The sequence below is a fragment of the Sphingomonas sp. 77B genome, from assembly GCF_056497825.1.
In genome coordinates this window covers 1,108,178-1,122,246 of record NZ_JBWMBY010000001.1, presented here as the reverse complement: position 1 = coordinate 1,122,246, position 14,069 = coordinate 1,108,178, and the positions used below count along the sequence as shown (strand labels likewise).

Annotated in this window: 11 protein-coding genes; 4 read left to right on the top strand and 7 right to left on the bottom strand. The window is 65.8% G+C overall.

Annotated features, from left to right (window positions below; genetic code table 11):
- The 3 genes from AC1GI4_RS05180 to AC1GI4_RS05170 all read left to right on the top strand — a co-directional run bounded on the left by AC1GI4_RS05180 (position 1) and on the right by AC1GI4_RS05170 (position 2,877).
- Positions 1-273 (top strand): hypothetical protein, encoded by a 273-nt coding sequence (locus tag AC1GI4_RS05180; RefSeq protein WP_294274070.1) that lies wholly within the window; start codon positions 1-3, stop codon positions 271-273.
- A gap of 133 nt (positions 274-406) precedes the next feature.
- The gene (locus tag AC1GI4_RS05175; protein ID WP_479628802.1) at positions 407-2,242 is read left to right on the top strand and encodes a cation:proton antiporter; all 1,836 of its coding nucleotides are present in this window, start codon (positions 407-409) and stop codon (positions 2,240-2,242) included.
- A gap of 26 nt (positions 2,243-2,268) precedes the next feature.
- A complete protein-coding gene (locus AC1GI4_RS05170; protein WP_479628801.1) occupies positions 2,269-2,877 on the top strand; it encodes an OmpA family protein in 609 nt (202 codons plus the stop codon).
- 72 nt (positions 2,878-2,949) lie between these two features.
- Here AC1GI4_RS05170 and AC1GI4_RS05165 read toward each other — a convergent pair whose 3' ends face one another.
- The 7 genes from AC1GI4_RS05165 to AC1GI4_RS05135 form a co-directional block, all read right to left on the bottom strand.
- Positions 2,950-3,603, bottom strand: a complete 654-nt coding sequence (locus AC1GI4_RS05165; RefSeq protein WP_479628800.1) for a nicotinamidase — start codon at positions 3,601-3,603, stop codon at positions 2,950-2,952.
- A 136-nt stretch (positions 3,604-3,739) separates the two neighbouring features.
- Positions 3,740-3,985, bottom strand: a complete 246-nt coding sequence (locus tag AC1GI4_RS05160; RefSeq protein WP_479628799.1) for a hypothetical protein — start codon at positions 3,983-3,985, stop codon at positions 3,740-3,742.
- A gap of 179 nt (positions 3,986-4,164) precedes the next feature.
- On the bottom strand, positions 4,165-5,241 hold the full coding sequence (locus tag AC1GI4_RS05155; RefSeq protein WP_479628798.1) for a LacI family DNA-binding transcriptional regulator: 1,077 nt from the start codon (positions 5,239-5,241) through the stop codon (positions 4,165-4,167).
- Complete coding sequence (locus tag AC1GI4_RS05150) at positions 5,241-6,734, bottom strand: tryptophan halogenase family protein (protein ID WP_479628797.1); 1,494 nt, start codon at positions 6,732-6,734, stop codon at positions 5,241-5,243. Before AC1GI4_RS05150 ends, AC1GI4_RS05155 begins: the two co-directional genes overlap by 1 nt.
- Positions 6,731-7,762 carry a cupin-like domain-containing protein gene (locus AC1GI4_RS05145; protein WP_479628796.1) on the bottom strand — a complete coding sequence of 344 codons (1,032 nt, stop codon included), beginning with the start codon at positions 7,760-7,762 and terminating at the stop codon, positions 6,731-6,733. Before AC1GI4_RS05145 ends, AC1GI4_RS05150 begins: the two co-directional genes overlap by 4 nt.
- Entirely contained in the window at positions 7,755-8,477 is a 723-nt protein-coding gene (locus tag AC1GI4_RS05140; protein WP_479628795.1) for a SapC family protein, read from the bottom strand. The genes AC1GI4_RS05145 and AC1GI4_RS05140 overlap by 8 nt, the downstream gene beginning before the upstream one ends.
- A gap of 110 nt (positions 8,478-8,587) precedes the next feature.
- Positions 8,588-11,614 (bottom strand): TonB-dependent receptor, encoded by a 3,027-nt coding sequence (locus tag AC1GI4_RS05135; RefSeq protein ID WP_433911101.1) that lies wholly within the window; start codon positions 11,612-11,614, stop codon positions 8,588-8,590.
- A gap of 186 nt (positions 11,615-11,800) precedes the next feature.
- Between AC1GI4_RS05135 and AC1GI4_RS05130 the strand changes: the two genes are divergently transcribed.
- The gene (locus tag AC1GI4_RS05130) at positions 11,801-14,065 is read left to right on the top strand and encodes a beta-glucosidase (protein ID WP_479628794.1); all 2,265 of its coding nucleotides are present in this window, start codon (positions 11,801-11,803) and stop codon (positions 14,063-14,065) included.
- Positions 14,066-14,069: the final 4 nt, after the last annotated feature.

Genomic DNA, 14,069 nt, shown 5'->3' with positions numbered 1-14,069 from the left:
ATGGAGAAAGCCGAAAAATCCGATGACTATGCCCGCGGGCGGCGGGACGGCCTGCGACTGGCGCTGTCGATCCTGGAGGCGGAAGAGGCGAAGTGGGAGGCGTTGCTGGGCGAAAGTTCGTCCTGGCGAACCAATGCGACGCGTTCGATCCGTCACAAGGCGTATCAGGTCGCGCGCAAGCGCGTGCAGACCGCGCTCAACCGACTGTTGCCCAAGGGTGAAACCGCCTTGCCGGTCGAAATCGCGACAATGATCGAACGGGCCGGGCTCTAAGGGCAGGATGATCGCCATCCAGGCAGCCCGTTCCTGTCCGTGACGCGCGCCCCGAAACGGCTGATCGCCCGTCTTCGGTGGCAAATGGCAGGGCTGCGGTTACCTTTGGGGAATCCATGGGTTACACCGCCCTATGGAACAACAAGCTCTCGTCTTCGCGCTGGTCGGTGTTCTGGGGATCGGCGCGCAGTGGATTGCGTGGCGGACGGGTTGGCCGGCCATCGCCCTGATGCTGGCCGCCGGGGTTATCGCCGGGCCGGTCACCGGCCTCATCATTCCCGAACATACTTTCGGCGATCTGCTCGAGCCGATGATCTCGGTCGCGGTCGCGCTGATCCTGTTCGAGGGGGGGCTGAGCCTCAATTTCCGCGAACTGCGCAAGACCGAAGGCGCGGTGACGCGGTTGATGGCGATCGGTATCCCGCTGGGCTGGGTGCTGGGGGCGCTGGCCTGTTATTATGTCGCGGGGCTGGTCTGGCCGGTGGCGATCCTGTTTGCGGGCATATTGGTGGTGACCGGGCCGACCGTCGTCATCCCCCTGTTACGCCAGAGCAATATCGCGGCGCGGCCGCGGGCGATCCTGAAATGGGAAGCGATCGTCAACGATCCGTTCGGCGCGCTGTGCGCGGTCATCACCTATGAATATCTGCGCCGCGTCGATGAGGGCGGCACGCTGCTGTCGGTCGTCATCGCGCTGCTGGGTGCGGCGGTGGTGTCGGGGCTGATCGGCTATGGCATGGCGCGCGCCATCGCCTGGGCTTTCCCGCGCGGCCATGTGCCCGAATATCTGAAAGCGCCGGTGCTGCTGGTCGCGGTGATCGGCACCTTCGTCCTGTCCAATCTGGTTCAGCAGGAAACCGGGCTGCTGGCGGTGACGGTGATGGGCATCGCGATCGCCAATATGCGACTGGATTCGCTGCGCGACATTCACCCCTTCAAGGAGAATGTGACCGTCCTGCTGATCTCCGGCGTGTTCGTCCTGCTCTCCGCCTCGCTCGATTTCGAGGTGTTGCGCCTGTTCGAGTGGCGGTTCGCCGCTTTCCTGTTCGCGCTCCTCTTCCTCGTCCGTCCGGCGACCGTACTGATCGCGCTGGCCTTCAGCAAGCTGCCCTGGAACGAGCGGTTGCTGATCGCATGGATCGCGCCGCGCGGTGTCGTCGCGGTGGCGGTATCGGGGCTTTTCGCGCTGCGGCTCGACCAGCTGGGCTATGGCAACGGCAATATCCTCGTCACCCTGTCCTTTGCCGTCGTCGTCGCGACGATCGTCGCGCACGGCTTCAGCATACGCCATGTCGCGCGCTGGCTGAAGGTGACGGGCGCCACGCAGAAGGGGCTGCTGATCGTCGGCAGCACGCCCTGGAGCATCTCCCTGGCTCGTCAGATCCAGTCGCTCGGGCTGCCGGTGATGATCGCGGACACCAGCTGGCAGCGTCTGTCGGCGGCGCGCCAGGCGGGGATCGAGACCTATCATGGCGAAATCCTGGCCGAGACCACCGAGGAGCGACTCGACCTCACCCAGTTCCAGGTGCTGGTCGCGACCACCGAGAACGAGGCCTATAACGCGCTGGTCTGTAGCGAGTTCGCGCATGATATCGGCCGCGACTCGGTCTATCAGCTGGGCGGCAGCGGCGATGACGAGGATCATCGCAGCCTGCCCGAGGCGTTGCGCGGTCGCGCGATGTTCACCGCCGGGCACGGCGTCGAGGACATTCTGCGACGCGAGGCGGCGGGCTGGACCTTCGGGAAGACGCGGATCAGCGAACAGTTCAAGTTCGACCATGCCCGATCGATCCTGCCCGACGAGGCCGACATGCTGTTCGTCCTGCGCAAGGACGGCCGCATCCTTTTCTTCACCCATGCCGCGCGGCCCATGCCGCAAAATGGCGATATCGTCGTATCCTACGGCCCCTCGCGCCATGGCGATCCCGACGCTAACCTGCCCCTTCAAACCGGAGAGGATGTCGCATGACGATGTCGACGAGGAACAAACGGGCCATGCGTGCCGCCACTGTCATGATCGGCCTGGGTCTTACGGCCTGCCAGCCGAGCCGCGAGCCGACCGCCAATATGGCGGCGGAAGTTCCGGCCAATGTGACGGCGGAGGGCAATGTGGCGATGCCCGACAATGCCGCGATGGTGGAGCAGGAAGAGGCCAAGAAGTCGATCATCCGCCCGGATATCGAGCCGTCTCCGACCCCGACGCCCCCGGCCGAGCCGGTCGAGCTGACCGTGCCCTTGCCCGCCAAAGGCGCTCAGCCCGACCAGGCGGGCCTTGCCCTGATCGATACGCTGCTGTCCGATCCGGTGGTCGCGCTAGGCGGGCCGATCACGATCTGGGGGCATAGCGACTCCCAGGGCTCCGACGCGGCCAATCTGGCCGCCTCGCGGCGCCGCGCGGAGGCGGTGCGTGACTATCTGGTCCAGAAAGGCGTGGCGGCGGATCGCATCACCGTAATTGCCATGGGCGAAGCGCGTCCGATCGCTCCCAATCGCAAGCTCGACGGATCAGACGACCCCGAGGGCCGCGACAAGAACCGGCGGGTCGAGATCAAGGTCGACTTGCCGAAGGCCGCGCCCGTCGTGGAGGGTCCTGCGCCGTCCTGAGGCAGGGGCGGGGAAAATCAGTCGGGGCAGGGACTCCCCCGTTGCGGCGTCACACCCCGACCTGATCGCCGTTTACAGGAAACGGACTTCCGCCGCACGGAACTGCGCTTCCGCCGCATCGACGGTGGTCCCGCCGGAGATCGGCATGGCGATCGCACGCGTATGGTCTTTCAGGATCACCGCATCGAAGCCCTCGGCACGGGCGTCGAGCGCCGACCAGCCTACGCAGAAATCATAGGCGAGCCCGACGAACACGCACCGCCGAACCTGCTTGTCCCGCAGATACCCCGACAGGCCGGTCCTCGTCCTTTTGTCATTCTCGAAAAAGGCCGAATAGGAGTCGACCTGGGGAGCCTGGCCCTTGCGGATGATAAGGTCGGCGCGGTCGATTGCGGCCTGCACGGCGGGATGGAATTCGGCGCCGGACGTGCCCTGGATACAGTGATCGGGCCACAGCACCTGCTCGCCATAGGGCATCGTCATCGACTCGAAGGGCTGTCGACCGGCATGGCTGCTGGCAAAGGACAGGTGCCCGGCGGGATGCCAGTCCTGCGTCACGACGACATGGCGGAAACGGGCGGCGAGCCTGCCGATCCCCGCCATGATCTCGTCCCCGCCCGCCACGGGCAACTGGCCGCCGGGGCAAAAGTCGATCTGCGGATCGACGACGATGAGGGCATCCGCCTCCGTGATGGCCTCGTCCAAAGTGAATGGCCTTTTATCCATCGGCATCTCCTTCGCCCCTGACATGTCGCCTCACGAGAGGGTTGTGGCAACCTCCCTTGCCGGATCGACGAGGCGTGCCGCACCCCATGGCCGTCAGATGGATGGCTATGGGGCAGGGCGGGGAAATCTTTGAAGATCAGCTCGGATGCGCGGCGCTGATGATGGCGGCTTCCTCATCCTCGATCGGCATGACGCTGTCGCTGCCCGGAGTGCCGTTCACGATGCGGTCGTCCTGCGTCGGATCGGACGACGTCGAAGTATCCTGGGCCAGTGCCATCTGCTCATACGCGATCTCCAGATCCTGCACCCCCGACCCGGTCGGCTGGATGGGAAGATCGGCAAAGCTGGCGGGTTCCTGGGCGGTGAGGCGTTCCTCGGTCATGTCCTTCTCCTTCTTGCCAGCAGAGAACGCACCGCCCGCGATTTCGAAACACGTCGGGCGCAAGAGGGAGCGATGGATTCAGCCGATGACGGATGTGCGGCCAATGCTCGAGACGATCGAACTTGGTCTCGTTCCTGGGGAGAGCCGGGTGAAACGCGGCATCACCGCGATGATGAGGGCTACGTCCTTGTCTCCGCTCGTCGGATCGCCTCCGGCGATCCCGTCGAGGCCCGGATGGCCAGGGTCGCCGGGACGATGACCGGCTCGACGGGTGGTGATCGACCGGCTTGCTCCGCAATGACCAGATCGACCGCACGCGCGGTGACGTCGGCGATGGGCTGAACGACGGCCGTCAGGGCGGGGTGGACGAAACGGACGATGGGCGTGTCATCGAAGCTGATGATCGACAGGTCCGTGGGCACGTCGAGGCCACGCTCGCGCGCAAGCTCCAGCGTCGCGAGCGCCATCTGGTCGCTGCTTGCGATGATCGCCGTCGGCGGTGCTGGCCCGTCGAGCAGTGTCTGGGCCGCCAGGCGACCGGATGCCAGGCCGAAATCGCCTTGCGCGAGCAGATGATCGGAGGGCAGTCCGGACTCCGCCATCGCCTGCCGCCAGCCGTCGACGCGCCGACCGCTGAGTTCATATTCGTCGGGACCGGCGATGAAGCCGATACGTCGATGGCCCAGGGCGATGAGGTGATCGGTCGCCAGCCGTGCCGCGCCCGTGTCATCCATCGCCACGGCAAAACCGGGGCCCGGTTTCAGCGAGCCGATCCGCGCGAAGCTGATCCCCTGAGTCGCCAGGAGTTCCGTGATGAGCGGATTGTCGGAATGCGGCGGGGTCAGGATGACGCCGTCGGGCTGGATCGCGGCGATCGCACCGAGCAATTCGCGGGCGATATGGTCGCTATGCGTGTCGACCAGTTCGACGAGCAGCCGATAGCCATGCTCGGCGCAGGTCAGCATGCCGCCCAGCAGCATCTGGTCGACCCAGTCGGTGCCTTCGCGATTGCGCCAGCCCACAATGGTCCGCTCGCGATCGTTGAGCGCGACGATCAGATAGGATCGCGATCCCGCCATGCGCTGCGCCGCGATCGAGGGGACATAGCCCAGCTTGGCGATCGATGCCTGCACGCGCTCCATCATTTCGGGCCGGACATTGGGCTCCTTGTTGATGACGCGGCTGACGGTCTGCAGCGACACGCCCGCATCGGCGGCCACATGCCGGATGGTGACGGATTGACGGCGACGCGGCATCAGGCGGCGGTCGTACCGCAATAGTGAGCGACATAGTCCGCATGGGCGGGCAAGGTGCGCACCGTCGTCGCGACGCCTTGCCGCAGCCCCGTCAGGAAGCGCGCGAGCTCGTCGTCGGGCAGTTTGGCCGCGATCGGATGATGCGTCTGCGGCACGATGCCCTGGCCCAGCATCACCTGAATCCAGCTGTTTTCCGCGAACAGTTCGTCGTTGCGCCGGAAGACCCGGCCCGTTTCGCGGAACAGGCCGATCTTCTGCGCCAGGCTGTCGGGGATTTCCATCGCGGCGCACTGGCGCCAGAACGGGCTGTCGCGGCGTTCGGTGACCTTGTAGTGCAGGATCAGGAAGTCACGGATCTGATCCATGTCGGTCAGCTGCTGGTCGTTGAACTCGGCGACGTCATGCGCGGAGATCGGACCCGCGGGCGGCAACAGGCGGATGAGGCGCAGGATCGCACGCTGGATCAGGTGGATGCTGGTCGATTCCAGCGGCTCCATAAACCCGCCTGCCAGTCCGATGGCGATACAGTTGCGATGCCACTGCTTGCGCCGCGCGCCGGTGACGAAGCGCAGGCGGTTGGGCTCGGTCAGCACCCGCCCTTCGAGATTGCCGAGCAGCCGGTCTAGCGCCGCGTCCTGGCCGAGGTAGCGGCTGCAATAGACGATGCCGTTGCCGACGCGGTGTTGCAACGGAATACGCCATTGCCAGCCCGCATCGTGCGCCATCGCGCGGGTAAAGGGGACGGGTGGACGTACGCTTTCGGTCTGCACCGCGATCGCCGCGTCGCAGGGCAGCCAGTGCGTCCAATCGTCATAGCCGACGTGCAGCGCCTGTTCGATCAGCAGCGCGCGAAAGCCGGTGCAGTCGAGGAACAGGTCGCCCTCGACCCGCTCGCCACTATCGAGCGTCAGCGCGGCGATATCGCCGGTCTCTCCGTCCAGTTCGACGCGGGCGATCTTTCCTTCGATCCGCGTCGCCCCGTCGCCCTCGGCCATACGCCGCAGGAAGCGACCGTAAAGCGTTGAGTCGAGCTGATAGGCGTAGCTCATCCGATCGTCAGGCAGATGCGCGAACCGGCCCTCGCGCGCGGCGACCAGTTCGAGGCAATAATCGTCATACGGCGCGTCATGGCCGCGCGCCTGTCCGTCCAGCCAGAAATGCTGGAAACCGGCGGCCCAATGATCCTTCCCCGTCAGGCCGAAGGCGTGGAAATAGCTGTCGTCCGGGCCCTTCCATCCGTCGAACTGGATGCCGAGCTTGAAGGTCGCCTGTGTCGCGGCCATGAACTCGGCCTCGTTGATCCCGAGCAGCCGGTTGAAGGTGATGAGCGGCGGGATCGTGGATTCGCCCACGCCTACCGTCCCGATCGCGTCGGATTCGACCAGCGTCACGGTGGCGGTGCGGCCAAGCGTGCGGGTGAGCGCGGCCGCCGCCATCCAGCCCGCGGTGCCGCCGCCAGCGATCACGATGCGGCGTGGGGTGACGGCGTTCATCGGCTGAGTGCCCGCAGCAGATAGGCGCGCAGTCGCCCGGCCAGCTCCGGCGTCATCGGATCGAGCACGCCGCGTCCGCCCTCCGGGATATGCGCGGTGACGTCGTCGTCGTTGTTGAAGACATAATAGTCGAACATGTCGCGCCAATGGGCTTTCTGGTCGGCGGGCAGATCGCGGATCGCCATCAGCGCGTGGTTGAGCGCTTCCTGCGGCTGGCCCAGCCACCGCGGCGTCTCACGCCACCAATAGTTGACCAACACGTTGAAGTCGTCGAGCCCCTCGACATGGTGCCACCACAGCGCGGGGATGTAGAGCGCGTCACCCGGCGCCATGTCGACGACCTGACCGTGCCGGATCGCTTCGACAAAACGGGGGTGGCGGGCGAGGTCGGGGGCATGGAAATCGACCATGCTGACTGCGCGACCGGCGGGGGTGTTGTCGACCGGGCCCAGATACAGGTTGCGGAACTGTTCGCGCGGGAACAGCGTGAAGCGGCGATGGCCGACCGCGACGACCGCCAGATTGTCGGGCACGTCGTTATGTGCGGCAATGCGCGTGCGTGTTCCCATCCAGATGCTGGCGAGCACCTCGCGGGTTCCCAGGTCGATATGGTTGGCGGCGTGCAGGCCGTCGAAGAACTGGTGGACGTCGATCGAGGCGAGATAGACCGTCGGTGCATCGGCATGGCCCGCGAACGAGGCCATGCGCGCGAAGATTTCAGGCAGCTTCGCGTCGAACGTGCGGAAGTTCATCGCCATCGCGCCGTCATAGAACAGCCGTCCGTCGATGCCCGGCTGGCTGACCGAAACGGTGAACGGCCGGTCGCGATGATGGCGCAGCAGATAGGCGCGAGCCGTGTCCGCCGATGTTAGCCCGGCCTCGACCAGCGGCCAGTCGGCGGCGAGGCCGCGAATGACGAACGGGGTCGTGGCCGCGCGCAGCTTCGCATCGAGGTCGGCGGCGTCGGTCACCCTTACCTCGGGCACGGAGGCCAGACCGGCGAGCGGCCCCGGACCCGCCTCAGCCACGGGAAAGCCTGTGGTTGCGTCGCGCGACGAGGTCGCCGAGATGCGCGAGCGACGCGATCGCCATATAGATGGGCAGGAGGTGGCCAGCGGCCTGGAGATCCGCCAGGGCGGTGGCGTCCAGCGCGGCCAGCCGATCCTCGTCGATGATGTGGAAGCCGACCAGGCGGTTGCGCGATCCGTCGTCCAGGGTCACGTCGAGCGTGAACGGTTCGAGCAGATCATATCGTTGCAGCGCCGCGAAAAAGGCGGGCGCGGCGCAATAGCCCTCGTCGAGACTGCGGAGCTGTTCCGCCATCTGGGCCAGATAGGGCGTCGGTTGGCCGAGTTCGTCGAACAATCGCACGCCGTTGCCGTCCGTCGCGATGCGGGGCGACGCGAGATCGACATGAACCTGCCGAACGCCGTCGCCATCGGGCGCGCCGCCGATCAGGAAGGGCTGGATCGCCATCGCCAGCGGACGATAGCGCGCATCCCAGCGACCATCCTCCAGGAACAGGTTTTCGCCATTCTCGAACCCGAACATGGCGAGCGCGGTGAAATGGTCGCGGGTATCATTGAGGCGGAACAGGATCGGATAGCTGCCCTGCACCGCGCGAAATTCGGACGGCACGGTGATGCAGCACATCTGCGCGTCGCCATAGGCCGGGCCGTGGTCGGTGCGGACGGCAAGATCGCGGTGCGCTTCGGCGGTCAGGATCGCGTGCTGGCTGGTCATCGAACGCAACTCTCGGTCAGGATCTCGTTGTCACGCAGGCGTGCCGCCCCGGGGCAGAAAAAGCCAGCCTTCTCTTGGGCGAGAGAAGGCTGGCGAGGCCGCAGGCAACCTTAGAAGGTGAAGCGTACGCCAGCGGAGTAACGCGCATCCTGCTTGGTCACGAAGGTGATGTTGCGATCGGAGCGCAGATGCCCGCCACGGTTCTCGCCAAGGACATTGATCCCTTCGGCGAAGATCGTGACCTTCGGCGTGATCGCATAGCTCGCGCTGGCGTCCAGCTGGCCATAGGTGTTGATGTAGACGGGATTGATCCCCGCACCGGCCAGATAGCCCTTGCGCCAGTTATACGCCGCACGCGCATTGATGCCGAACTTGTCGAAGAACAGCACGGCATTGGCGCTGTCCGACAGGCCGGTGATCGCGAACTGCGACACGCTGGCGGGCAGGGTGTTGTCGTACTTCCGGTTGCCGTTGACGATCGTGTAGTTGAGGATCGTACCGAAGCCCGTGTTCCAGAAGGTGTGCTGGACCGCGAACTCGAAGCCGTCGACCGCTGCGGTCTGCTGGCTGTTGAACGGGGTCGAGACGACGAAGTTGACCAGCGGATCATTGGCCTGCGCCACGATCGTGCCGTTGACCACCGAGCCGGGATAGGTCGTGCCGATATAGTCGCGGATATTGGCGAAGGTCAGGTCCTGGCCTCGCGCGGTGAGGGCCGCGACCGCCGCCTGGTAACGCGGGCCGTTGAAGGGCGTCGTGATGCCCGGGATCGTCGTGTTGACCTGGGTCGTGCCGATGAAGTTCGACACGTCCTTGTGGAAATAGCCGACCGAGAAATAGCTGTCGCGGCTGTAATACCATTCCGCCGACAGATCGATGTTCTTCGACTTGTACGGGATCAGGTTGGGGTTGCCGACCGCGCCGGTGCCGCCGCCGACGCGGAACAGCTGATCGATGCGGCGTCCGCCCTGCAGGCTGTTATAGTCCGCGCGGGTGATCGTGTGGCTGTACGATGCACGCAGCTTGACGTTTTCCAGTGGCTGGAAATCGAAGTCGACCGACGGCAGCCAGTTCTGGTAGCTGCCCTTGAACGTCGTGAAGCCGCTGCCCTGGAACAGGACGTTGAACTCGTTCTGCGAATTCTGGCGTGCGCCGACGGGGGTCGGCACCAGCGCCGAGGCCGAGACGTCGGTATTCTCGAACCGCAGGCCCGCGATCAGGTGTGCGGTGCGCGAGAACAGGTCGAACTTGCCGTTGAACTGGGCATAGGCGGACATCGTCTTTTCGTGGATGCGCGAGTCCGTGTTGTACGGGATCAGGCACTGGCCGTTGCCGCCGCAGATCTTGTACGCCTGGTCAAGCAGCTTGACGACGCTCGGCAGGTCGAAGCTGTAGAACGACTTGATGATGTTGGGATCGTTCGAGCCGCTGATCCCGGCGAACTTGTCGGGGATGCTGGTCAGCTGGAACAGGCTGTCGGGCAGCAGCGCCGCTGCCGCCGCACGCTGCGCCGCGCTGTCGCCGCCGGTGCCGCCCCAGGTATCGTTCTGCAGCACGCTATAGGCAGAGCGCACCTGGTTGTCGGTATATTCGGTGCCCCAGTCCAGGCTGTCCATGAAGCCATGGCCATGGTCGTAATGACCGCGCAACTGGACCTGGTTGATCTCGTCGCGGAAATAGGCGTTGCGGAACGCATTGCCGGTGGGGACGATGTTCGCCGCGTTCAGCGCATCGATGCCGGGATACATATTGTACGAGATCACGGGCAGTTCGTGATCGAAGTTCAGCGTCTGGTTCTGAATGCCGAAGACGGCGGTGCCGACCGAATTGCTGATGCCGTACGGGCTGTTCGGCTTCGACTCCGCGGTCGAATGATGCGCGTCGAGCGTCATCGTCACGCCGCCGGGCGCCTTCCACGTCAGGTTGCCGCCCAGCGACTTGTTCTCGTTGCGCACGGACGTCTGCGAGGCGGAATAGGCCAGGTCCTTGCCCTCGCCCGCACCGAAGCGTTCGGTGTAGAAGATCGGGCCGGCGACGGGGCCGTCCGTCCAGGCGCTCAGCGTGTCGTTATGGTTGTACCAGATGCCGACGCTGTTGTCGCGGATGTCGATCGTGTTGCGCGAATAGGTATAGTCGATCGTCGCGGTCAGCTCGTCCGTCGGGCGGAATTGCAGCACCGCCTGGCCGTTGATGCGCTCGCGGCGGCCGTTGACGACGTCATAGCCGCCATTCTGCGGCACCTGATACACGTCGGTCGCCTTGGGGCGATTGGTGATGTTCGCATAGCGCGGGTCGCCCGGCATCGCGAGCGAGCCCCAGTTGTTCTCATTGCCGAGATAGCCGTCGCGCCAGCCGATATTGGCGCTGTTCGCGCTGAAGTTGCGGCGCTGATAGGCGCCGTTGATGAGGATGCCGATCCGGTCGTCGGCGAACGTGTCGGAGATGATGCCCGAGATTTCCGGCGTGATGTCCTTGCCGCCGTTCTGCGAGGTGTCGATGACACCGCGCGCCGCGATCGAGCCGCGCAGGCCCGGCTTGTCGAAGGGGCGGGGGCTGCGGATGTTGATCGTCGCGCCGATGCCGCCCGACGGCACGCTGGCGCGACCGGACTTGTAGACTTCCAGCGCGGCGACACCCTCCGAAGCGAGGTTCGCGAAGTCGAAGGCGCGCGAACCCGGCGCGCTGTTGCCGTCGCCGATCGTCGAGGTCGGCATCTGACGGCCGTTGAGCGTCACCAGGTTATAGTCCGGGCCGAAGCCGCGAACCGTCACGAACTGGCCTTCGCCGTTCGACCGATCGATCGAGACGCCGGTGATACGCTGCAGCGATTCGGCGAGGTTCGTGTCCGGGAACTTGCCCATATCCTCGGCGCTGATCGCGTCGACGATACCTTGCGCATTGCGCTTGATGTTGATCGAGTCGCGCAAGCTGGCACGGATGCCGGTGACGACGATATCGCCGTCCGCCTGGCCTGCGGCACCATCGGCGGTGGCGGGCTGCGGATCGGTTTGCGACGGGCCCGTCTGGCCGACGGTCGCGGCGGCATCCTGCGCCGCGGCGGCGGCGGGCAGCATGAGGGCGATGGTCGAGACGCCGATGGCGAAATGCGAAAGCAGGCGAGCGTGGGCGCTGCGCATGAGAACCTCCCCTTCTGGATCGCGGTCTTTAGCCGCGTATTGAGAACGTTCACTTCGCTGAAGGCAAAGATAGTGTCAAGCGGGGCAGGGTGTTGAATTACAATGGTTGTGAACGTTCATTCGATATGCTTGTGTATTTTGGAACAATCGTGGCGCGGAAGACACACCGGGCCAAGGGGAGGATCTATGAAGACGCATTTCGCCCGCTGGGCAACGGTCGCAACGCTGGCGATCGCCATCGGCGGGACGGGCACCGTCGCCAGCGCGGGCCAGTCGCAGGAGGCCCGCTCGACGGCGGGAGCAGAGGCGCGCGCGAAGGCCGACGCGCTGGTCGCGCGCATGACGCTGGATGAAAAGATCGCGTTGCTCCACGGCCTGTTCCCGCCGATGGCGGCGGGCAAGACGACGAACGAGCTGATCCCGTCCGCCGGGCATATCGACGGCATTCCACGGCTGGGCATCCCCCTGGTCCGCGAAAGCGACGCCTCGCTTGGCGTCGCCAATCAGGTCGAGCAGCGCAAGGGCGACGTGGCGACTGCCTTGCCCTCCGGTCTCGCCACGGCGGCGAGCTTCGATCCCGCGATCGCGCGGGCGGGCGGCGCGATGATCGGGGCCGAAGCGCGCGATAAGCGCTTCAACGTCCTGCTGGCGGGCGGCGTCAACCTGACGCGCGATCCGTGGAACGGCCGCAATTTCGAATATCTGGGCGAGGACCCGCTGCTCGCCGGTACGCTGGCGGGCGAGCATATCGCGGGCGTCCAGTCGAACCGCATCGTTTCGACCGTCAAGCATTTCGCGCTCAACAGCCAGGAGACGGGCCGGATGGTCGTCGATGCGCGGATCGGCGAGGCGGCGCTGCGCATGAGCGATCTGCTCGCCTTCGAGATCGCGATCGAACGCGGCAATCCCGGCTCGGTGATGTGCGCCTATAACAAGGTCAACGGCGACTGGGCGTGCGAGAACAAGCACCTGCTGACCGATGTGCTGAAGCGCGACTGGGGCTATCGCGGCTGGGTGATGAGCGACTGGGGTGCGGTCCATTCGACGGTGAAGGCGGCGAATGCGGGCCTCGACCAGCAATCGGGGCAGGAGCTCGACAAAGCGATCTATTTCGGGGCGCCGCTGAAGGCGGCGGTCGAAAAGGGGGAGGTGCCGATCGCGCGCATCGACGACATGGTCGCGCGCTACCTGACCGGCCTGATCGAAACGGGCGCCTTCGCCAACGCCATGCCGACAAAGGCGATCACCCCCGATTACGCCGCCCATGCCGAGGTGGCGCAGCGCGCCGCAGAGGCGGGGATCGTGTTGCTGAAGAACGACGGCGATCTGCTGCCCATCGCGCGGACGGCCAAGCGCATCGTCGTGATCGGCGGCAATGCCGATGTCGGCGTCCTGTCGGGTGGCGGGTCCAGCCAGGTCCGCTCGGTCGGCGGCGCGCCGGTGGAAATTCCGCTGGCCACGGGGGGCTCCGCGTCATTCGCGCGGATCACCTATCACGCCTCGTCGCCGCTGCTCGCCCTGCGCAAGGCGCTTCCGGGTGTTCGCGTCGATTGGGTCGATGGGCGCAGCCTCAACGCCACGGTCGAAGCGGCGAAGGCAGCCGATCTCGCCATCGTCTTTGCGACGCAATGGACGACCGAGGCGGACGATGTGCCCGACCTGCGGCTGCCTAACCAGCAGGACGCACTGATCGAGGCGATCGCCGCCGCGCAGCCGAAGACGGTGGCGGTAATGGAGACGGGCGGCCCGGTGCTGATGCCGTGGATCGCCAAGGTGCCCGCGGTCGTCCAGGCCTGGTATCCGGGCCAGCGCGGCGGCGAGGCGCTGGCCGCGATCCTGACCGGCGCGGTCGATCCGTCGGGACGCCTGCCGATCACATTCCCGGCCGACGCGTCGCAGCCACCGCGCCCGCACCCCGTCGGCCTCGACCGGATGAACGGATTGCAGGCCGCCGCGGCCGCCAACCCCGCCGCCGCATCCAGCTATCAGCTCGACAGCTTTCCGGTCGACTATGTCGAAGGGGCCGATGTCGGCTATCGCTGGTATGAAAAGAAGGGGCTGAAGCCGCTATTCCCGTTCGGCCATGGTCTGACCTACACCAGCTTCGCCTATCGCAATCCGGTGGTGCGCGGCGGCCGCACGTTGAGCGTGACCTTCGACGTGGTGAACACCGGCAAGCGAACCGGCGTCGACGTGCCCCAGATGTATGTCGCACGCGATGGCGGTGCGACGCCGATGCGGCTCGGCGCCTTTACCCGCGTCACGCTGAAGCCGGGTGAGGTGCGGCGGATCACGCTGACCGCCGAACCGCGCATCGTGGCCGACTATGACACCGCGCTGCCGGGCTGGCGGATCGCGGGTGGCCGCTACCGGGTCGCGCTGGGCCGTGATGCCGCCGATCGCACGATGGTCTGGACCACGACCCTGGAGCCGCAGACGATGAAGCCCTGAGGCG